The 21,529-nt window shown below is 35.6% G+C and carries 21 protein-coding genes; 3 read left to right on the top strand and 18 right to left on the bottom strand.

Annotated features, from left to right (window positions below; genetic code table 11):
- Window positions 1-364 precede the first annotated feature (364 nt).
- From AC0ONG_RS03135 to AC0ONG_RS03080, 12 genes are all read right to left on the bottom strand, one after another.
- Window positions 365-1,102 carry a TIR domain-containing protein gene (locus AC0ONG_RS03135; RefSeq protein WP_136996888.1) on the bottom strand — a complete coding sequence of 246 codons (738 nt, stop codon included), beginning with the start codon at window positions 1,100-1,102 and terminating at the stop codon, window positions 365-367.
- 956 nt (window positions 1,103-2,058) lie between these two features.
- A complete protein-coding gene (locus AC0ONG_RS03130) occupies window positions 2,059-2,583 on the bottom strand; it encodes a nuclear transport factor 2 family protein (protein WP_000764218.1) in 525 nt (174 codons plus the stop codon).
- A 146-nt stretch (window positions 2,584-2,729) separates the two neighbouring features.
- Window positions 2,730-3,122 carry a nuclear transport factor 2 family protein gene (locus AC0ONG_RS03125; RefSeq protein WP_001046367.1) on the bottom strand — a complete coding sequence of 131 codons (393 nt, stop codon included), beginning with the start codon at window positions 3,120-3,122 and terminating at the stop codon, window positions 2,730-2,732.
- 4 nt (window positions 3,123-3,126) lie between these two features.
- The gene (locus tag AC0ONG_RS03120) at window positions 3,127-3,948 is read right to left on the bottom strand and encodes an MBL fold metallo-hydrolase (protein WP_074791156.1); all 822 of its coding nucleotides are present in this window, start codon (window positions 3,946-3,948) and stop codon (window positions 3,127-3,129) included.
- Between the two features lie 325 nt (window positions 3,949-4,273).
- A complete protein-coding gene (locus AC0ONG_RS03115; protein WP_000448622.1) occupies window positions 4,274-4,894 on the bottom strand; it encodes a DsbA family protein in 621 nt (206 codons plus the stop codon).
- Between the two features lie 608 nt (window positions 4,895-5,502).
- Window positions 5,503-6,474 carry an ABC transporter ATP-binding protein gene (locus AC0ONG_RS03110; RefSeq protein WP_000544137.1) on the bottom strand — a complete coding sequence of 324 codons (972 nt, stop codon included), beginning with the start codon at window positions 6,472-6,474 and terminating at the stop codon, window positions 5,503-5,505.
- Window positions 6,467-7,459 (bottom strand): ABC transporter ATP-binding protein, encoded by a 993-nt coding sequence (locus AC0ONG_RS03105; protein ID WP_001291171.1) that lies wholly within the window; start codon window positions 7,457-7,459, stop codon window positions 6,467-6,469. Before AC0ONG_RS03105 ends, AC0ONG_RS03110 begins: the two co-directional genes overlap by 8 nt.
- 26 nt (window positions 7,460-7,485) lie before the next feature.
- Window positions 7,486-8,337 (bottom strand): ABC transporter permease, encoded by an 852-nt coding sequence (locus tag AC0ONG_RS03100; protein WP_029441726.1) that lies wholly within the window; start codon window positions 8,335-8,337, stop codon window positions 7,486-7,488.
- 6 nt (window positions 8,338-8,343) lie between these two features.
- Window positions 8,344-9,294, bottom strand: coding sequence for an ABC transporter permease (locus AC0ONG_RS03095; protein ID WP_000278756.1), 951 nt, complete (start codon window positions 9,292-9,294; stop codon window positions 8,344-8,346).
- A 55-nt stretch (window positions 9,295-9,349) separates the two neighbouring features.
- A complete protein-coding gene (locus AC0ONG_RS03090; protein ID WP_136997257.1) occupies window positions 9,350-10,939 on the bottom strand; it encodes an ABC transporter substrate-binding protein in 1,590 nt (529 codons plus the stop codon).
- A gap of 202 nt (window positions 10,940-11,141) precedes the next feature.
- Complete coding sequence (locus AC0ONG_RS03085; RefSeq protein ID WP_000960312.1) at window positions 11,142-12,119, bottom strand: ornithine cyclodeaminase family protein; 978 nt, start codon at window positions 12,117-12,119, stop codon at window positions 11,142-11,144.
- Window positions 12,120-12,282: 163 nt separating this feature from the next.
- Window positions 12,283-13,287, bottom strand: a complete 1,005-nt coding sequence (locus AC0ONG_RS03080) for a proline racemase family protein (RefSeq protein ID WP_086397357.1) — start codon at window positions 13,285-13,287, stop codon at window positions 12,283-12,285.
- A 208-nt stretch (window positions 13,288-13,495) separates the two neighbouring features.
- On the opposite strand from AC0ONG_RS03080, the gene AC0ONG_RS03075 reads away from it, so the two are divergent.
- A complete protein-coding gene (locus tag AC0ONG_RS03075) occupies window positions 13,496-13,726 on the top strand; it encodes a YflJ family protein (RefSeq protein ID WP_074790672.1) in 231 nt (76 codons plus the stop codon).
- A 105-nt stretch (window positions 13,727-13,831) separates the two neighbouring features.
- Here the strand turns inward: AC0ONG_RS03075 and AC0ONG_RS03070 are convergent, their stop codons facing one another.
- The 3 genes from AC0ONG_RS03070 to AC0ONG_RS03060 form a co-directional block, all read right to left on the bottom strand.
- Complete coding sequence (locus tag AC0ONG_RS03070; RefSeq protein WP_136997259.1) at window positions 13,832-14,785, bottom strand: TRM11 family SAM-dependent methyltransferase; 954 nt, start codon at window positions 14,783-14,785, stop codon at window positions 13,832-13,834.
- Window positions 14,786-14,935: 150 nt separating this feature from the next.
- A complete protein-coding gene (locus AC0ONG_RS03065; protein WP_000875337.1) occupies window positions 14,936-16,543 on the bottom strand; it encodes an N-acetylmuramoyl-L-alanine amidase in 1,608 nt (535 codons plus the stop codon).
- Between the two features lie 308 nt (window positions 16,544-16,851).
- Window positions 16,852-17,901 (bottom strand): M42 family metallopeptidase, encoded by a 1,050-nt coding sequence (locus AC0ONG_RS03060; protein ID WP_098829682.1) that lies wholly within the window; start codon window positions 17,899-17,901, stop codon window positions 16,852-16,854.
- 126 nt (window positions 17,902-18,027) lie between these two features.
- Between AC0ONG_RS03060 and AC0ONG_RS03055 the strand changes: the two genes are divergently transcribed.
- Window positions 18,028-18,207, top strand: a complete 180-nt coding sequence (locus AC0ONG_RS03055; RefSeq protein ID WP_136997261.1) for a hypothetical protein — start codon at window positions 18,028-18,030, stop codon at window positions 18,205-18,207.
- Between the two features lie 21 nt (window positions 18,208-18,228).
- Here the strand turns inward: AC0ONG_RS03055 and AC0ONG_RS03050 are convergent, their stop codons facing one another.
- The 3 genes from AC0ONG_RS03050 to AC0ONG_RS03040 form a co-directional block, all read right to left on the bottom strand.
- Window positions 18,229-18,555: a nucleoside triphosphate pyrophosphohydrolase gene (locus tag AC0ONG_RS03050; RefSeq protein WP_001277348.1), complete on the bottom strand. Its 327-nt coding sequence runs from the start codon at window positions 18,553-18,555 to the stop codon at window positions 18,229-18,231.
- Between the two features lie 17 nt (window positions 18,556-18,572).
- Window positions 18,573-18,890 carry a hypothetical protein gene (locus tag AC0ONG_RS03045; protein ID WP_000827125.1) on the bottom strand — a complete coding sequence of 106 codons (318 nt, stop codon included), beginning with the start codon at window positions 18,888-18,890 and terminating at the stop codon, window positions 18,573-18,575.
- A gap of 106 nt (window positions 18,891-18,996) precedes the next feature.
- Window positions 18,997-19,809 carry an enoyl-CoA hydratase gene (locus tag AC0ONG_RS03040; protein WP_003276890.1) on the bottom strand — a complete coding sequence of 271 codons (813 nt, stop codon included), beginning with the start codon at window positions 19,807-19,809 and terminating at the stop codon, window positions 18,997-18,999.
- Window positions 19,810-20,109: 300 nt separating this feature from the next.
- On the opposite strand from AC0ONG_RS03040, the gene AC0ONG_RS03035 reads away from it, so the two are divergent.
- Complete coding sequence (locus AC0ONG_RS03035) at window positions 20,110-21,504, top strand: O-antigen ligase family protein (protein ID WP_000256697.1); 1,395 nt, start codon at window positions 20,110-20,112, stop codon at window positions 21,502-21,504.
- The last annotated feature ends 25 nt before the right edge of the window (window positions 21,505-21,529 follow it).

Here is a 21,529-nt window from a genome sequence, read left to right as displayed (position 1 = left end):
TAACAAAGAAAAAAGCACCTACTCTTATAGGTACTTTTTTCTATTTTGATTAATTGTGCATCTAGTTACAATTGCGACTTCATTTATATTTGAACAAAGGTTAACTAAAATGAGTGGGTCTATAAAAGATTACTATTTAAATAATATAAAAATAGATTGTTCAAATTAAGAATTCTAAAGATCCTAGATTATGCCTAAACAGATAAGTAGCTAACCATCTCTACACTCGATACCACAGAAAGACTGCCAAATAACTCTTCCGACGTATCTTTAAGGTTGTCACTATAAAAATGCTAACGCGCAATGGCTGAATATATGGTTCTGAAGAAAAGTAGCATTTAAACACCTCATAAATAGTAATAAATTATACAAATAACTTATTTGCATCTAACTCGTAGCCGGCATTTTTTAGCTCTTTAAATAACGCCATGTGCCAACCATTCCCTGAATCATAGTTAACATATACAACTCCTGATATATCATTTGGTTTTTCGATATTATCTTTAACTAATGCACAAACATTGGATCTTCCCAATCTAGCAATTAGATATCCATGTTCAAATACAACATTTTGTCTAGCTCTCATTTGTAGTTCATCATCATTCTTAGCCTTACCTAAATCACAAGGCGTATAAAGTACAATTCCAAATCCTACCTCTGTATTATTTTCTATTTTTTCAATAATTGTTGATCCACCACTAGCTTGTTCATGTAAAATTATTGGTTTCAAATCTAACCTTTCCAGAAACCTAGCGACGGAAATTTTTACACTCTCATCATGTCCATGTACTATAAATACTTTTTTATTATCAATTTCAGTAGATGAAGGACTTACTGATAATTTTAGAGGTTCTCGCATTCTTACTTTAGCTTCTTTTATTATTTCTGTTTTTACATCTTGAGTACATTCATCATCAACAAATGCATCCTCTTTTGTTACAAACCAAGCAATAGTTTCTGGTGTTTGAGCATCTATTATTTCTACTATAGCTTTTATTGGCAATTCTGTAGTTTTTACTTGTATTCTAACTATATTTTGAGCCTTTAAAAAATAACCGTTGAATTGTAGTTCTTCTTTTTGTAGGTTAAGAAAAGAAGACATCGCTTAAGATGTCTTCTTTTACTTGTACACTTGGTGTTAAGAAGGTATTTATTGCTTAAAAACCATAAAAAAATATAACAATCATAGAGTAAACATATTATAGCATCAATAAATAGAATTTTTATATGCATATTTACATATATATAGATTTATTTATGTTTTATCTATATAGTTAAATTGTCTGTTTCTTGTTTTAATTCGTTTGTTTATTTTGAGTGCTCCAGCAATGGAGCCTTTTTTTATGCAATAAAATATTTTCTTATCATTACTTAGTTGATCTATATTAACTTTACCCTCTTAAATTATATCTATATTTTGCCAAAAAATATATAGATAACCAGTTTTTTCTAATAATCTAGTGGATTGATAATTTTAATGTTAGTTATTAATACTTACAGGAAAATTCAGTATGCAATGGAAATTGAGAAATCAAGAATTATAAAAAACTTATAGTATCTTTCGGAAAAATATATTTATAATCCATATATTAATATGTTATAATTTAATTTCTAAAACTACCAAAAAAGGACTGCCAGTAATGGTGGTCTTTTTAAATTGGTGAGATTGTACTAGGTTGAGCAAAAAAATGGAACCGAAAAAGTTATTTCTAATGAGGATAGCCTTCTTATGATGAAGTTTAATTCAGTGGATCTGCAAGCAAACATAAAAGAAGGAAAAAATTACAATTTTACTTTACGTGGATATAGAGTACCTATACTTTCATGGTTTCCAAATTTAGATGGTGCCGAACCACAAAATTAGCACTATTCTTTAATAAAAAATCCTACTCATTTTTTACTGAGTAGGATTTTTTATTAAAGAGCTATTTCGTATTAATTTGTGCCATCATTTAATATGCTATTTTTAAATGATTTCCAAATTTGATAACTAATTATCTAAATTTCTAAATTCTATACAGCACTATCAATTAAACAATTATTAAATATATCTTCTATCTAAAACATCGTATTATCATTAGCTGCTTCACTTGGAATCTCTTGAATTACATCCCAGTGTTCGACAATCTTTCCATCCTTGATACGAAATATATCCACTATAGCAACTCCCTTATCTTGAGAATTAGTACGAGAGTGTACATGAAGAGCAACTGTATCCCCTTCAGCTACTACACGTTTAATCTCTGCAGAGGAATTAGGATTTTTAACAAAATCCTCCTTAAAGAAATCCATGAAGGCTTTTCGTCCATCAGCAACAAAAGGATTATGTTGCTTATAATCTTCGCTAACATATTTAGGGATAATATCGATATTATGTTTGTTAAAAACTTCATTATAGAAATCAACTACCATCTTTTTATTCTTTTCATTTTCTTTCACTTCTTTTGATACAGAAGTAACATTCTCGCTCTTTATTGAGTTCCCTTTGTTATTACCGGTGGAAGCTTGATATACCAAAGTCGAAACTACTCCTAAAATAAATACAGAAATAATTGTTATGATTAAACTTTTCTCTAATTTCATATATACCTACCTCTTCTACTTAAATAAGTTTTCTTCTATAAAAAGTTTGAAGAAGGAGAAACCTTCCCCAAAATGTAATGTCAGGGGTAATGTTAGGAATTTCATTTATCCTCCCCCTATACAAGGCATATTAGAAACGATTAACTCTAACTTAATACCTCATTAACAGTTGCACTGTCCACAATTTGAATAAACTTCTTAACCTTATCGTTCTCATCAAACTTATAAAGATGACAAAAATCTGCTACAAATGACTTCCCTGTAGCTTTATATGTTCCACTATATTTTCCATACACAATAACAGTATTGTTATTAAAAGTATAAATTTCATCTTTAGCGCTATAGTCATCCCATTCCGTGCCAAGACGTTCATGTACGTTTTTCACTACTTCATCTGGACCTATATAAGTACCTGCATATGGAAACCCAGCAGCTTCTGTCCAAGATACATTTTCACTTAAATATGTTTTGAACGCATCCAATTTCCCTTCGCCAGTTAACACATACGTTTCATGTAATAGTTTTTGATATTTATTCATATCATTAACCCCAAGGCATTTCTTTTGTTACAACTTTTGCACTTAATTCTAATACACCTTTATTTGCAAAGTCTGGATATGCTGCTTCAAGTTTTGCCACAAAATCTTTTGAAGTTCCACTTTCCTCAGAAGCTTGAACCGCAGTTCTTAGATAATCCATTGTCGCAGTAAGTGCTTGATTATTTAGGGACTTTTCGATTGATCCATGGCTAGGTACAATTATGTCAGCATGTAATGCTTGTAACACTTTCAAGTTCTCAATCCACGCCTCCATCGCCGCTTTTGAACTAGTATCCGCTAAGAATACATGTATTTCGTTAAATACATCAATACCACCAATTAATACTTTCAGCTCTTTATTAAATAAGCTAGTTCTGTAATGATCTAAGCCTACTAGTTCAAATGTTAACCCCTGAAAATCAATCGCTTTTTCTTTAAACACTTGAGGTAATATCACGTTACTTGGTGCATTTTCTCCAAGGACGTCTTTCCAAACTTTTAATTTCCCTAAGACAGAATGAACGATATGTTCAACAGTAGACTCTGTTGCATACGCTATAGCTTCTGGGTAAACGGCTTTAATGCTCTCTAATCCAAAGTAGTAGTCTGGATCCCCATGAATAATAAAGATTTTATCTAAAGATAAGTCGTTTTTTTTCAGATACTCAACAATTTCTTTCGAATCAGATTGAGTAAATTTTGAGTTTATTAAAAATGCATGTCCTGCTTTCTCAACTAATGTTGCTGTGACCATAAAGCTTTTTTCGTCCGAACTAAACACCGTTAATTTCACATCTTTTTGATTTGTATCGATTGTTTTAAACATAGTATGTTATTCTCCTTTTGTTAAAGTTATTAACTAATTATCATATTTTTATCTTGTTCCGATAAAGTGAAACTTTAATCAGTGGGGGTTTTGTTCATCCCCCACTGATTATTAGTTGAACCAATCGGACTTTTACGGACAGTTGATCCCCCACCTAACTTCTTTGCTTCCACTGAATTTTGAGGTGGGGGTCTTACTGCCCGTTAAAGCGGGATAAAATCTCCCACTCCCATTTATCTGAAAGTGTAATAGTACTGGCGAATATTCCGGAGATGAATGTCAGGTGGCCTAAGATAACATGTTTGCTACTATATCCTAAATTTTCTTAATATAAATTTTTAAAACGCGCTTCAATTTTATCCGGCGTCATTACGCCACCACCAATAGGAATAATTTGATTATCCTTTTGTAAAAGTAAGGAAGGATAGCTATTAACACCAAGCTGTCGAACTTTATTGAAATCATTTTGGACATCTATTATTGTTTCTTGAGCGTTTAAACGTTCTAATACTTGTTCAGGGTCCAAACCATGCTCGATTGCAATTTTGCGATATGTTTCAGGATCACTCAGACTTTGGCCCTCATAATAAAACGCTTTTTGCATAGCCGAAGTGAATTCTAATAAACGGTCTGGCGCTAATGAGCGTAAAGCTGAAAAACCAATTGCAGCATCTTTCGAATTCATTTTAAAAGTCCCTTCCTCCACCAATTTTTGATAGGAAGGACCAAATTCAGCACCTGTAAGTTGATTAATTCTTTTATTTCCCTCTTCTATATATGAGAAGTTTTTCATTGGTAAATTATCTAAAAATAACCCTCCACATAAAACTGTTAATGGCACTTCAGTGTGGTTTTTGTAAAATCCTTTAATACTTTCTGAAAAACCATAGCACCATCCACAATATGCATCCCATACGTAAATAAGGTTATCTTGTTTCGTCTCCATTTAAATCTCCTACCTTTTTTTTATTATCCAGCTCAACTAAATTTTTGGTTTATATAAGTACATCTTTTTATACCTTGTTCTTTTTTAGATACCTTACTATATTTCCCCAAAACTAATATTTCCAAAGAAAGATCCACCAAGGTTTTTAACAAAAGATAACGTTGCACCTTATTGCCCCGTAACAGAAAATACTAAAACTTAGAATATGCATTGATTTGAATGTGTTAGTAACTTTCTACACCGGGTGGCAACGTATGGACCACCATTCTTAATTAAATATATAAATCATATTTTTAGCAGATATTAGTTGTAACTAAATTGATTACATCTCTATGTAACTATTTTAGTTACAACTAATATAGAAGTCAATTCTTTTTTTCGAAAACATTAAATTTCTACATTGAGTTACAACCAATCCCACTCTTTACAAAAATATATCAACGTTTATTCAATTATATCAATCGTAACTCCGAATATATCAACGTTTCGACACAACATATCGATTTACCGACAAATTTCGAGCGCGCTATCTCCTAAACTAACAACCAATCCCACACCACGTCCACCTACAAAGAAAAAAGCACCAGGTCCCCCCTAGTGCTCTCCCTCTAAAACAAATGACAAGCCACCTCATGCCCCTTCTCAATCTCCACCATCTTCGGTACTTCCTGTGCACATTTTTCAGTGGCGAATTTGCAGCGCGTTCTGAATTTGCAGCCGGATGGTGAGTTTAGTGGGCTTGGTACTTCTCCCTCTAGGATGATCCGTTCTTTGCCTGTGTTTGTTGGATCTGGTTCTGGCATAGATGAGAGTAGTGCTTGTGTGTATGGATGTGCCGGTTTTGTGTATAGGTCTTCGCTGTCGGCAATTTCTACTATATTTCCTAAGTACATGACTCCGATTCGGTCTGATATGTGTCTTACCATGGATAGGTCATGTGCGATGAATAAGTATGTGACGCCTGTTTCTTCTTGGATGTCTTGCAGCATGTTTACGACTTGTGCTTGGACTGAGACATCTAGTGCTGAGATTGGTTCGTCGCATAGAATGAAATCTGGTTTTACAGATAGTGCGCGCGCGATGCTGATGCGCTGGCGCTGACCTCCGCTAAATTCGTGCGGGTAGCGATATAAGTGTTCTTCTTTTAAGCCTACCTTTTTCAGAAGGTCTAAAATGATTTCTTTTTGTTCTTCTTTTTCATAAGAGCCGTGAATGTTCATTGGTTCGCTAATAATTTGGAATACGTTCATTGCCGGGTTTAATGATGCGTATGGATCTTGGAAAATGATTTGCATTCTTTTTCGATATTCTTTTAGTTCACTTTCCTTTAAACTTGCGATATCTTTTCCGTCAAACAAAACGTTACCTGAAGTGACATCGTGTAAACGAATAATACTTCTTCCTGTCGTTGATTTTCCGCAGCCAGATTCGCCTACTAATCCGAATGTTTCACCCTTTTTAATTGTGAAGCTTAAGTCGTCGACTGCTTTTAATTGCTCTGTTTTTCTGCCGAATAGTCCCTTTTTAATAGGAAAATACTTTTTTAAGTTCCGAACTTCAATTAAGTTTTCTTCATGCATGTGATTCACCCACTGTCTTATCGTTTAACCAGCACATGGAACGTCTTTCGTTTCCCACTTCAAAATATGGCGGACGTTCTTTTTCACAAATGTCCATCGCATGCGGGCAACGCTCTGCGAATGGGCAACCTTGTGGCGGGTTTAATAAGTTTGGCGTTACACCTTGAATTGGCGCGAGTCTTTCTTTTACGCCGTTCGATATTTTCGGCAGAGAATTTAATAGCCCTTTCGTATATGGATGATTCGGCGATTGGAAAATATCAAGTACAGGTCCTTCTTCCATAATCAGCCCGCCATACATAACGATAACGCGTGTACAGTTTTGCGCTACTATTCCTAAATCATGCGTAATAAGAAGTAACGCCATGTTCGTTTCATTTTTTAAGTTTTTCATTAAATCTAGTATTTGTGCTTGTATCGTTACATCAAGTGCTGTCGTCGGTTCATCCGCAATGAGAAGGTCTGGGTTACAAGACATCGCCATTGCGATCATAACTCGCTGCTTCATACCGCCGCTTAGTTCATGCGGATATTGTTTCACCCTTTCTTCTGGTGAAGAAAGACCGACTTGTTTTAACAAGTTAACTGCGATTTGCTCAGCTTCTTTCTTTTTCACTTTTTGATGCCTTATAATTACTTCCGTCATTTGTTTCCCAATTTTTACGACTGGATTTAGCGCTGACATTGGGTCTTGAGAGATAAGTGAAATTTGATTTCCTCTAATAGAGCGCAATTCTTTTTCAGATTTAGAAAGTATGTTTTCATTATGAAAAAGGATTTCCCCTTCTTTCACTTTTCCTGGTGACGTAACGAGAGACATAACAGACTTCGCCATTACACTCTTTCCGCTTCCAGATTCCCCAACGATACCGACTACTTCTCCTTTATTTAAGCGAAATGTAACGCCGCGAACCGCTTCAACTTCGCCACTTTCTATGAAAAAAGAAGTCTTCAAATTTTTCACTTCTAGTAGTTTTTCAGACACGCTTCTCACTCCTTTCACTTAACACTTTAGTTTTCATGTCCGGCTCCTTTTGGTGCGAAAGCTTTCTTCAATGCTTCACCAATTACGTTAAAACTCAGTACCGTTAAAAGGATAAGGAATCCTGGGAAGAGCGTTAAATACCAAGCTTCACCTATATATCCTTGCGCATTGTTTAGCATGCTGCCCCAAGAAGAATCTGGTTCTCTAATACCTAAACCTAAGAAACTAAGTGATGATTCCATTAAAATCGATGTCGCAATCGTTAATGTCGCGGCGATAATAATGGTTGATAAAATGTTAGGAATGATATGTCTTACAATAATCATAAATGATTTTTGTCCTGATACTTTTGCGTATAAAACGTACTCACGCTCTTTTACAGATAACGTTTCTGCCCTTACAATACGGGCGGTGTCCATCCATGTTAGTAATCCGATAATAAGAACTAACGTCGTAATTCCTGGTTTTAAATACGCATTTAATAGTAGCATTAAAAAGAATGATGGAATTGACATAAGTACTTCAACAACTCGCATTAAAAAGTTGTCTAACTTTCCTCCAAAATATCCGCTAATTGTTCCGACTGCGGTCCCGATTGTAATAGAAACAACCATCGCAAGGAAACCGACCGCAAGTGAAACTCGTCCGCCATATAACGCTCTCGTTAAGTAATCCCTTCCGTAATCATCCGTTCCGAAAGGATGACTCATACTTGGTTCTTGTAAGCGATCTGGAATTGACATTTTACTAGGATCGTACGGCGATACGAATGCGAAAATTGATGCGACCGTTAAAACCGCAAGTATAATAACTCCCATTGCAACAAACTTATTTTTCGTAAAGCTATGTTTTATCGTTTGAAATCTCCTATTATTCATTCCAAATCACCCCCTCATTCGAATGCGCGGATCTACTACGCCATATAAAATATCAGCAATTAAGTTACCGAGAATTAACATGAATGATGATAGTAATGTAATTGCCATGATAATCGGATAATCAAATCTAAAAATAGCATTTACCCCAAGTGAACCAAGTCCTGGCCATGAGAATACTGTTTCCGTAATAAATGCTCCGCCTACTAAACTTGGAATCGATAATCCGAAAATTGTAATGATTGGTATTAATACATTTCGAAGTACGTGATTAAATAACACTGTTTTCTTCGAAGCGCCGTATGCATATTGAATTTGTACATATTCTTCTTCTAATTGCTGAATCGTACTTGAACGAATATATCTCATATAAACAGATACGTTTTGGAACGCAAGCACCATGCAAGGTAAAATGCCGTGTTGCACAATATCCCAGACAGAGTCTTTACCTACGGTGCGCATACCCATACTCGGAAGTAGGTTCAATTTTAAAGAGAATAAGTAGACTAATAGTAGTGCAAACCAGAAAACCGGCATAGAAATACCAACATATGAAATAAAGTTTACAATGCGGTCAAAGAATGAATTCTTTTTCACACCTGTAAACAGTCCAAGTGGTATTGCAATTACGAATGAGACGAGTAAAGATGATCCCATTAATCCAATTGTTGCAGGTAATCTTTCTGTGATAAGTTCCAAAACAGGACGATGATTTTGAAGTGAGTAACCAAAGTTTCCTGTTAAAATGTTTTTTAACCATAAAAAATACTGCACGTAAATTGGTTGATCTAGTCCTAAACTTTCGCGAATACGCTCCACATCAATTGGACTCATATTTGGCGTTACAAAGTTTCGAACCGGATCCCCCGGTGCTAGTTTTATTAATAGAAAAGAAATAATAGAAATAACAAATAAAAGCGGAATTGCATTTAAAAGCCTCTTCGCAATTACTTTATACACAAACTTCCCCCCTCAAGCTAAAGAAGCTGATTTCCACCAGCTTCTTTATTGTTTCTTATTTCACTTCATAAATCTTAGATAGATCTTCAAACATTGTGACAGGAATTGCTTTCGCTTCTTTTAATCCATCAAACTTTTTATCTACTGCAATAACTGCTTTCGGATACGCGATTGGTAGATAAGGTACGTCTTCTCTAGCTGTCTCTTGAATTTTATGGTATAGCTCTGCGCGTTTTGTTTTATCTGTCTCAACTGCAGCTTCTTTCCATAACTTATCGAAATCAGCGTTTTTATATCGTGCATAATTGTATTCAGCATTGCTTAAGAATAAGCTCTTATATGAATCTGGCTCAGGTCCCATTATGTAACCACCAAATGTAATGTCATATTCTTTATTCTCTTTATCTAAGCCTTTTTCACTTGCCGCACTAGCATCTAATGCATTTAGTTCAACTTCTAAGCCAACTTCTTTTAATTTTTGTTGTGTATATAACGCTAAGCTTTCCATAATTTTATTATTCGTTACATACATCACACGTACTTTTTCCTTATCTTTCACGCCAGCTTTTGCTAATAAATCTTTCGCTTCTTTTTTATCATACTTATAGTCTTTAATATCTTTCGCATAATACATAGCGTCTGGCGTTAAGATTGAATTTGCTGGTTCTGCAAATTCACCCGAAACGAATGCTGAGTTAATCATTTCTTTCTTATCTAACGCATGTGCAATTGCTTGGCGCACTTCTTTTTTCTTCATAAGATCAGTATTCATGTTATAAGATAAGTAGAATAATCTACCTTCAGGGAATGTCACCATTGAGAAGTTCCCAGTGCTATCTAGTTTCTTAAAGTCTTGCGGCTCAATCATCTTCATGTTGATTTGACCATTTTGCAGTGAAACATTTGCTGTATTACGGTCTTTTACAACGCGGTATACGATAGAGTCTAATTTAGCTTTCCCACCTACATAATCATCAAATCGATCTAATGCAACGTACTCATCTGATTTATACTCTTTAAACTTAAACGGCCCTGATCCTACAGGCTGTAAGTTTTTCTTACTCTTCGCTAAATCTGCTTCCCCTTCAAATACATGTTTCGGAATTGGGAAGAAATCATTCATCACACCTTCGAAAGATGCGCTTACTTGTGGTAAAACGAATTGAGTTGTTAACTCATCTACCTTTTTCACCTCAAGCGGCTTTCCTTTAAAAATAAAGTTTTCACGACTTGAGCTATTTTGCTTCTCATCCAAAATAGATTGGAATGTAAATGCTATATCGTCTGATGTAATTTTCTTACCATCATGCCATTTCAAATTATCTTTTAATTTCAATGTCCACGTTAATTGATCTTCTGAAGGCGTAAAGCTCTCAGCAAGAACAAACTTTTTCTTACCGTCTTCCATATGATATAGCGGCGCATATAAAGCTTGCTGCACAGTTAATGACACACGATCATTCGCATAAAGCGGATTCATCGTATCTGGATTATCGCTAACACCAATCGTTAACGTTCCTCCATCTTTCGGAGTCCCTGATTTACTAGTGCCCGCTTGCTTCGAAGAATCTTTTTCCCCTGAACAAGCAGCTAATGCAATAAATAATAGTAGGACAAATGGTAATACAAACAACTTCTTCTTCATATTTCGACCCCTCTCGACTATTTACACCTATAAGAAAACTCGGAATTAATACCGAGTTTTCTTATAGGTTTTAAATTACCACTACCTGTATGTAAAGTCAAACTTTTTTGTAAATGTGGAAAGTTTGCAATCTACTAATACATTCTTGCCATAAAATATATTTATAAGGATGATAAAATAAAAAGACCACCAAAAGGCAGTCTCAAAACTCAATCTTACTCCCTACTCCTTGCTCCACCGCTCTCTCATACAAATACTTCGCAACGATAATATCCACTACTGCCAAACCAACTGATTTGAAAATAGTAATCTCTTCATCGCTTTCGCGGCCTGCTTTTTCCTCGCTTATAATTTGACCAAGTTCAGCGTGAATGGCGTTCGCTTTGAATAGACCTTCTTTTATCGGAACTTGGAGATCGCCTGTTTCGTCTAGTGCTGCTTCTTTTGATTCGACTACTACTTTGTTTGCGCTTGTGATGGCGTGAGATGGTAGTTCTTGCATGCTCGGTCTGAATGAGCCGACGGCGTTTACGTGGACGCCTTTTTGTAGTGTTTCTGAGAAGACTGGTGTGGATGCGTTCGTAGTTGTGACGATGATGTCTGCTTCGCTTATTGCTTCATTTGGATCTCTATAAACGTATGCTGGTTTACCTAATTTCTCTTGTATATATTGCGCAAATGCATACGCTTTTTCTTCTGTTCGATTGTATAAAATGACCTTTTCGATATCTCTAACTGCAAATATTGCTTCGGCAATCCCCTTTGCTTGTTCACCCGTGCCGATAATGCATAAAGTTTTTGCGTTATGACGAGCTAAATATTTTGTCGCTACTCCTGATAAGGCACCTGTTCGAATCATCGTTAAGTACGATCCTTCTAAAAGTGCGAGTGGTTCTCCCGTTTGAAAGTCTGATAGCATCACAATCCCATTGATTGTTTTCTTTCCTATCTGTTTATTTTGCGGGACTACCGTTACTATTTTTACTCCAAGTGCCTCAAGCCTTTCCGCTACTGAAGGCATAATTAATGCCGTATTTTTCTCGTTCGCAAATGGTAATGACCCCCTTATTGGTGTAATCGTTCTTTCTGCGGAAAATTCTTTTAAAGCAAGCGCCGCGTATTCAATAACTTCATTCATATTTACTAAGTTTCTTTGTTCGTTCGCGCTTATGACTAGCATATTTGTTCACCTCCTCCTCTTATCCCGTATTAACGGGCAGTAAGACTCCCATCTAAAAATTCGGTTGGACAAAGAAGTTACACGGGAGATCAACTGCCCGTAAAAACCCGATTGGTTCAACTAATAATCAGTGGGGAACCCCTCCACTGATTAAAGTTTCACTTTATCCTAACAAAAATCCTCGGTTCAAATCATCTCTCGGATCTACAACGAACTGATGAAACCCTGTAATAAATGCATTCCCCGTTACTTTCGGAACGACAGCTTTATATGTATCTACTAGGGTTACCGACAATACTTCTCCCTCGAATTTCCCATCAGTAATGCATTCGTGGACGAACATTTCTCCCTTTTGTAAGGCATCTTTTTCAAAAAGAGTTGCGATTCTCGCTGAAGTTCCTGTACCGCAAGGAGAACGGTCTACTTGCCCATCAGCAAAAATCGTCACATTTCGTAGCGTAGCGCCTTTTTCTTTCGGTTCATCTGAAAATATAACGCCGTATATTCCTTTCAAACCTTCTTCAAGTGGATGTTTCACTTCCATTTTACTCTCTATATAATGTTTAATTTTATTGCCCCACGTTTGAATAGCAGGCAAGTCTTTAAAATCAACTTTCAAACCAAATTCTTTACAATCTACAACAGCGTAAAATGCTCCTCCAAACGCAATATCTACTTGAAATTCATAGTTATCTATTTTAATAGGAACGTCTTTTTTGTATACAAATGAAGGAACATTTTCAAATGATACAGATTCTACTTCACTCCCGTTATATTTTGCATACGCAACAACTTCTCCGGCCGGGCTATCAATAATGAACTTTTGTTTTTCACCCTTTACTTCAAACATGCCTGTTTCAATTCCAACTGTAATGACAGCAATAATGCCATGACCACACATCGTACTCCATCCTTCATTGTGCATAAATAACACGCCAAAATCAGCATGAGCACTTGCTGGCGGTGTAATGATACAACCGTACATTCCGTGATGCCCTCTCGGTTCATACATCAGAACTTCACGAAGGTAATCCAAATGTTCCATACAGTATGCGCGTCTTTCCAACTGCGTTTCCCCTTTTATTTCTGGCACTCCGCCCGTAATAATTCGAAGCGGTTCCCCAGCTACGTGTGCATCAATCGTTGTATATATTTTACTAACCTTCATTTCTATCTCTCCCCTATACGTTGATACTATTTCCAACGCAAGTATCATGCCAAATCGTATAGCATTCCTTTTTTCAAATCCCCTGGACAATGTGTATTCTTTTTTCAACAAATTCATATACAACTGTCTACTTTTTTATACACGGCTTGGACGTTACGCTATAAAACACCTCGATAACTTTGCAATTTCACTGGTACACACATGTAGGATTCCTTTTATCATTATTATTTTCAATGTAAAGTTACTTCGCTCCCAAACATATACTGTTCAAAAGCAAAAAGGAAGTGATCCAATGTACTACGGAACAAAAGGCTGGTACGTAGCTGAACTAAAAAAATTAGGCGTACGCTATCATGAAGGACGAAAACTAGAAAGTTACCGCGGGCACATATTACGCAATTTATTAATTGCACAACAAGAGAAATTAAAAGAACAGTAATAGATTCTCCTATCACAATATCAACTTATCGCCGCCTACAAACTGCCAATCAATCACACATTAAACTACACTAAAAAGGTCACCCAAACGGGTGACCTTCCTTTCTTATTCACAAACAAGAATTTGTCTAGTAAATGACCCTTTTCTTGTAATACAGCGATCTGTAATTTCAAATCCTGCTTCATGGATCATGTCATCCATTGTCTCCATCGTTACAACGACTACCTTTTTAGCAATGCGGCGCGCACTTGAAAGAATGGAGAGCTGGTCTTCTGGTGTGGCATGCGTAAATAAGTCATACGGCATATCGATAATTGCAACGTCGTAGTTCTCAGTAATTTCTTCAATTGGTCCTTTTGTTACTGTTCCTTCAAATCCAAAATGTGCGATGTTTTTTCTCGTTCCAAGAACTACAAGTGGATTTATATCTCTACCAACGATATTAATCCCCATAGAAAGTGCTTCTACTACTACTGTTCCAATACCGCAGCACGGGTCAATTGCTCGTACTCCCTCTGGATTTGGTACAGCGATATTTGCAACTGATCTCGCAACACGTGTGCTAAGTGATGTCGAATAGCTATGCGGTTTTTTTATGTGATGATACCAAACTGGTTCGCTTTCTACATAGTGCCCGAAGTACCAGCGTCCTCCAAGAGGAACAATCCCGAATACACGCTCTGGATTACGAACATCCGCTTCTCCTTCAATATGCATGCCAAGGTCTCGTTCAATAAGACGTCTTTCTCCATATTCAATTTTATGTTCTCCAACGAGGTCATTGATTTTAACGAAAATAACTTTAAATGTCGCTCCCGCCAAATCAATTTGTTCCACTTGTTTTAAAATGCTTTCTAAGTCGTCCCCTTCATACATAACCTCAACGCGCTCTTTCATAAACGCACTTCTACTCGGGTCAATTTTGACATCACTTTTTAAAATATTAACGTGGGACTCCATTCCAAAGAACGAGCGCATTTCCAAGTAACATAAAGCACGCTCCTCCTCACGAAATGCATACGTATATATACAGGCAGGTGTTTTACTATGATTATTCAATCTATTATCATCCTCTATCGTTTAAAATTGTTATGATTACAATTACTCAAATACTTTTTTATATATAAAATTAAATGATATCATATGCCGGAAATAAAGAGAAACGTTAATAAATAAAAGAGACTGCCAATGGCAATCTCTTATTATTTATTAACGGAAAGAAGACACGTTGTTACCCATTTCTTCATAGTAATCTAAAATACCTTGATAAATAGCTTCCGCTGCATTTTGTCTTTGCGCTGGTGTAGCTATTTTATCTGCATCACTTTTATTATCTACAAATGCTAATTCTGCTAATACAGCTGGCATTGTATTTTCTCTAATTACGTATAAATCGCCTTTTTTCACACCACGATCTTTTGTTCCCAGTGCATCTACAAGACGCTCTTGAATTTTTTCTGCTAGTAAACGACTTTCTGATACGTTAGGATTTGTTCCTCTTGCTGTCGCTGATTCATAGTAGAACGTTTCTGTACCTTGTCCATTTTTCTCTTCCGTGCCATTACCATGAATGCTTACAAAAATATCCCCATTATTTTTTTGAGCAAATTCTACACGTTTCTTTAAAGAATCAGAAGCACTTGTTCCTGGACGTGTATCATCTGTACGAGTGAATAACACAGTAAATGGTGTCTTTTTCTCAAATATCTTCTGTAATCGCAATGATACATCTAATACAGTTTCACTTTCTTTCTCATAATAACCTGGATTACCTGAATCAACTCCGCCATGACCTGGGTCAATGATAATCGCTTTTCCTTCTAAGAAGTTACCCTGCTTCACTGGATTTAATTGATTTTTATTAACCCATTGGAAACCAGCGCCCATGCGGATACGAATCCAGCTGCCGTTCTCTTCAATAACAGTTACTTGTTGTGCGCTATGTGTTCCCATTACTTTTGAAGAAGAAGAAGCTTCTGCATAAGTAGTGAATCCTTCATTAATAACTTCTGTTTTCTCTACTAAAGGTGTCCATTTATCACCTTTACTTGTTGCAATTTTGATCCATCCATCTCGTTCTTCTTTAATTTCAACCATTTGTGGATTATGCTGATTTGCACTAATCCCAGAACTTAATGATGGTGCGTGATATGTAATGAATTTTCTATCTATGTACATTTTCTTTGTTTCTACTGGACGATCACTATTCTTGCTAAATTTATCTGTTTGCGCAGTAAGCTGAGCTGCTTGTTCACGCGTAATAGAATCATTCGGTTTCCAGCCATTCTCTGTACCTAAAGAAAGTTTTAATTCTACTAAAATATTAACTTCTTCTTTACCCCAATGATTCTCTAAATCAGCGAATTTTGTAGGAACTGGTCCTGTTACTTTGCTCTTCAGATTATATGCTCTTACAAGCATAGCTGCCATTTCAGCACGAGTTACTTTTCCTTCAGGATCAAATACTCCTGGTTCTCGCCCTTTAATAATATTCTCTTTTTCCATGGCTGCAATAAATGAAGCTGCCCAACTATTTTTTGCATCATTATAAGACGGCTTTGCATTTGGATCTACTTTAGCACCAATTGCTGTTGCGATAATCTTTGCTGCCTGGGCACGTGTTAAATTTCCGTATGGCATAAAGTTACCATCTGGCATACCGTTAATTACATTTCTCTCTACTAAATAATAAATTGCGTCTTTCGACCACGCACTATCTGAAACATCAGGAAATTTCTTCGTTTCTGCTAAACTACTAATTGGATGTGCTAGTAAATTTGCTGCTAATAAACCTGCGGCTATTGCTTTGTACTTCATGAAAAATAAATCTCCTCTCAAAACTTCATATTCATACAATTTTTTTAATCAAGCTAACTAAAACATATTAACTATTAATTAATTCCTTTCATAGTGTATAACATTATATATCTATAGTAAACACGTTTCCGGCCGTATAACAAAAATCGCATATATATAACTTATAATGAATGTATATAAAATAAAACTTTAATCAGCCCACAAATAGCGGGCTAAAAAAGCGATTAGAACATGTCTCCTAATCGCTTCGCCAAATAAAAAGCTGATTAAAAATAATATTTTTAATCAGCTCTCTATTATCTATGAAATTATTCTTCAATTAAATTAGACATTACATATGCATACACTAATGATTCTGTATGCGCAATAGAACTTTCATGTGTACGTTCAAATGCGTGAGAAGAATCAATACCCGCTCCAATTAACGCATGTTTCACGTCAAATCCCGCACGAATCGCAGCTGATGCATCAGATCCGTAGTACGGATAAATATCTACTTTATATTCAATATGATTCGTTTTCGCAAGCTCTACTAAATGTTTACGTAAAGCGTAATGGTACGGGCCGCTAGAGTCTTTTGCACAAATAGATACTGTATATTCATCAGATGTTTGTCCATCACCTAACGCTCCCATATCAACTGCTAAGTATTCAACAGTTTCTTCTGGAATGTTAGAATTACCACCGTATCCAATCTCTTCATTATTAGAAATTAAGAAATGTGTCGTATATGGTAATGTTACGTTTTCATCTTGTAATCTTTTAATTAATTTTAATAAAATCGCAACACTTACTTTGTCATCTAAATGACGTGATTTTATGTATCCACTCTCTGTAATTTGAACGCGCGGATCAAATGAAACGAAGTCTCCTACTTCAATTCCTAATTCGCGTACTTCATCAGCTGAAAATACGCGCTCATCAATACGAACTTCAATATTTTTCTCATCGCGTTTTGCTTCACCTGCATCTTTATATACATGTACAGATGTTTGATGCATTAAAATCGTTCCTGTATACGTCTTGCCGCCTGACGTTTCAATTTCACAATATTCTCCTTCTACAGAGTTCCAGCGAAATCCACCAATCATAGAAAGACCCAGGCGACCATCAGACTTAATTTCTTTTACCATCGCACCTAACGTATCAACGTGTGCTGTTAATAAGCGGTGCTGCGCATCATTCTTCCCTTTTACCGTTAAAATAAGAGCTCCCTTATTATTACGTTTCGTTTCTACGTTCCACTCACTGACATAGTTTTCAATGAAATTAATAATTTTTGCTGTATTTCCAGATGGACTTGGAATAGAGACAAGCTCCTTAATAAGTTCCATCGTTTCTCTCGCATGATGTGCCATTGTCGTTTCCTCCTCATTTTCTCTACTATTCAGTATACAAAATTCACCAGAAAACCTCTACTTATATAGCTCAATTTTCTAAATTGTAGTAAAATTCTTTTTAGTATACAAAAGGAGTCCTGAAATATGAATATATCAAAAAAATATATACACATTGCACTCATTTGGTTTTTAGCATCATTATTTTGTTTACAAGTTTCTTATGCCGTTCATACTGCTACTTCTATTACAATCGGCTGGATATTAACAGCTATTTTCTTCATTATTAGCTTCATTGCAACCAAAAAGCATAGCGTTACTCATTAACGCTATGCTTTTCCTATTAAACTATTCTTCTGAAACATCTAATAAATAAATCCCTCTTTCAAATCCACCGCGCTCTACTTCTTTTTTCTTACGAAGGCGTTCCACATCTTCAATTGATGCACCTTCCGCACGTGCTAATGAAATGATTACTTCTAGTGCATCCGCAAGAGAATCTAGCGCATGTTCACGTTCTTTCATAGAAGCAAATTCTCGAATTTCTTCCGTTCCAATTTTCGCTAAAGCTTGTATGTATGCTTGACCTGTTAATTTTTGTGCGGTATACGTTTTTCCAGACATTAAAATCTTCTCTGGAACACGATCTCTTACTAACTTGTTATATGCTGACATCATTCATCCTCCTATATTTAATAACATCCGAGCTCTGCTTTATAGAAAAACCATTTTTTCTTCACGCATGCACTTAACATATCAATTCCTGATTCATGTGCTCTTACATGCGGAAAGAAATAGTGCTCTGAGTTTTCTTCCTTACCATATAGAGTTTGGTACTCATCTGGAATCGCTTCTTTTTTCACATCTTTTTCTTTCGTCACCCCACCAGAAAACGCAACACTTGGATGTCCCTCAAAAAATAACGCAGTCCGAACTGCCAAAGATGGTGTACTATGCAAAGCAGAATATGTAAGCAAAATAATAGTGATAACACCGATCATTCTCTTCATGTATTACTCCTTAAAAAAAAGTGCTAACACAATTATACTAAAATGTGTTAGCACTTTCTCCCCTTTATCCCGAATTAACGAGCTACTCATGAGGAATGGACAAACTTTATTCCCCTTTAAATGCTGGTAAACGTTTCTCTAAAAACGCAGCAATTCCTTCTTTATGATCCGCTGTTTGTCTCATTGCATATTGACCACGCTTTTCTAATTGCAATGTTTGCTCTAAATTAGAGCGATTTACTTCACATAAAATTTGCTTCGTTTGAATCATTGCTTTAATCGGTTTTTGTGACCATTCATTAATTTTTTGCTTCACAGCCGTTTGGAAATCTTCGCCGATTACTTCATCAATTAAGCCGATATCAAGCGCTTCTGTCGCTGATAATTTCTTACCTTCCCAAATAATTTGCTTCGTCATATTTTCACCGACGCGCTTTTGAAGGAAGAAATGACCGCCTCCATCTGGAATTAAAGCGATTCCAATAAAGTTCATTGCAATAACAGATGATATATCCGCCATTACATAATCAGCTGTTAACGCAATACTTAATCCAAGACCTGCAGTTGGTCCATGAATTGCACTAATAACAAGCTTCGGCATCGTATATAATGTCACGACAACTTCAGAAATGGTATTCATAATACCATCGAACTTACTTTCATCATTACTTGAAAGCATCGATTTAATATCCCCACCCGCAGAAAAACCACGGCCGTTCCCGCATAACACAACGATATGCACAGAACTTTCCGCTACTTCTTTCAACTTTTGTAATAACTCTTTTAATGTCGGCTCATCTAACGCATTTAACACCTCTGGACGATTGACCATAACCGTTGCAACGTGGCCTTCATATTTCACAACGACAGATTCTGTTTTACTTGTTATTTCCATTATATATACCCCTCTTTTCTCCATAAAGATTATACTTATATAATTATAGAAAACCACTGAAAAATCCTTCTTTTTTCTTAATTTTCTGTCTAATAATCTCGCAATTTGTACATATATCGTATAAAACATACAATTCCGTTGAAAAATATAGAAATTAAAGTCGGTTTATCCATGCTTTTCATCTATTTACCATTACAATGAAATGGTGTATTCTTAAGTTTGATAAAAAACAAATATTGAAATTCATTCGCCTTACTATGTAAAAAAGGCTTTATACCCATCTTTTGGGTGTTGTAATAAAGGAATGAAGAACTGGAGGAACATATGGTTACTAAGTTGAAACAAACGGATAACTACTTCCCACATTTCCTATTGCTATTCATTGTGTTTCAACCAATTTTAGATTTATTAACATCTTTTTCAATCTATATATTACACATGAACGCAACAGTTGGAGTTGTAGTCCGTTTCGCCTTTATGCTTCTTGCATTAGGATACCTACTTCTTCATCACAAACAACAAGATGCGAAAAAGTACATCCTCTATTTATGTTTACTCGGAATCGCACTCGCAATCGGTCTTGTAAATAATATGATGGTTAAATCTCCAGTTTCATTTGGAGAAGAAGTTAAATTCATCTTAAAGAGCATATATCCAATTGTGCTACTGTTTGGATATATTATCGCCTTTAAAGAGCTAAAAAATAAAGAGTATGTATTTCATAAAATCATTACATATTTCTTATATGCAACTTTAATTTTAAGCATTACAATGATTGTCGCAATGCAAACTGGAACAGATTTCCCAAGCTATCCTCACTCAAAAATCGGTTCAAGAGGTTGGTTCTTCGCTGGAAATGATTTAAGTTCTCTTTTCGCCATTATGTTCCCAATCATTGTCTTATATTCGATACATAAAACAACTTCTTTCTCGAAAATATATTACTGGATTCCAACAATACTTGCGATGTATGCAAGTATTATGGTCGGAACGAAAGTCGGATATGGCGCAATTGTTATTACATTAGGCGTAGCACTTTTCTTCTCATTCATTGAATACATGATAAATCGTAAAAAAGAAGGAAAGGGATTTACACATATTGTAAATACCATTATTGCCGCAGTTATACTAGGAGGTTTAATTGCTCTTACACCGCATACTCCTATCGCAAAAAATATGGGCATTCACATGCAAATATACGAATACAAAAAATCAGTACAAGAAGAGAAAGATCGAAAAGAAGGAAAAGTAATTAAAGAAGATCCAGAAGATGCAAAAAAACATGCAAAAGGTGAACTTACAGATTCTGAAGTGAAAAGTTTAATTTATAGTGATCGCGACAAATTCTTAAAAACATACAAACAATACTATAAAGACGCACCGCTTTCACAAAAACTATTCGGAATGGGTTACGCTGGTAACTACACAGATAAAATTAAATTAATTGAAATGGACTTCCATGACCTATTTTTCGCCTTTGGCATTGTCGGTTTCCTTATTTACTTACTACCACTTCTATACTTTGGTATTAAATTATTCATCAGCATGATCACAAACTTTAAGAAAATCATGAAAGTAAAGTATATGCTATTAGCGAGCACACTCGTTCTATCACTTGGCATTGGTTTTATGTCTGGCCACGTATTAACAGCGCCAGCCGTTAGTATTTTCTTCGTTGTTATACTAGCTTACATCATTGTTGATTTTGAAATTGAATAGAAAGAAGGTGCTACGAAATGTCAGT

Source organism: Bacillus sp. TCT6, from assembly GCF_056033845.1.
Note: the sequence above shows the minus strand (reverse complement) of the source record. Positions and strands in the feature narration are given on the sequence as shown.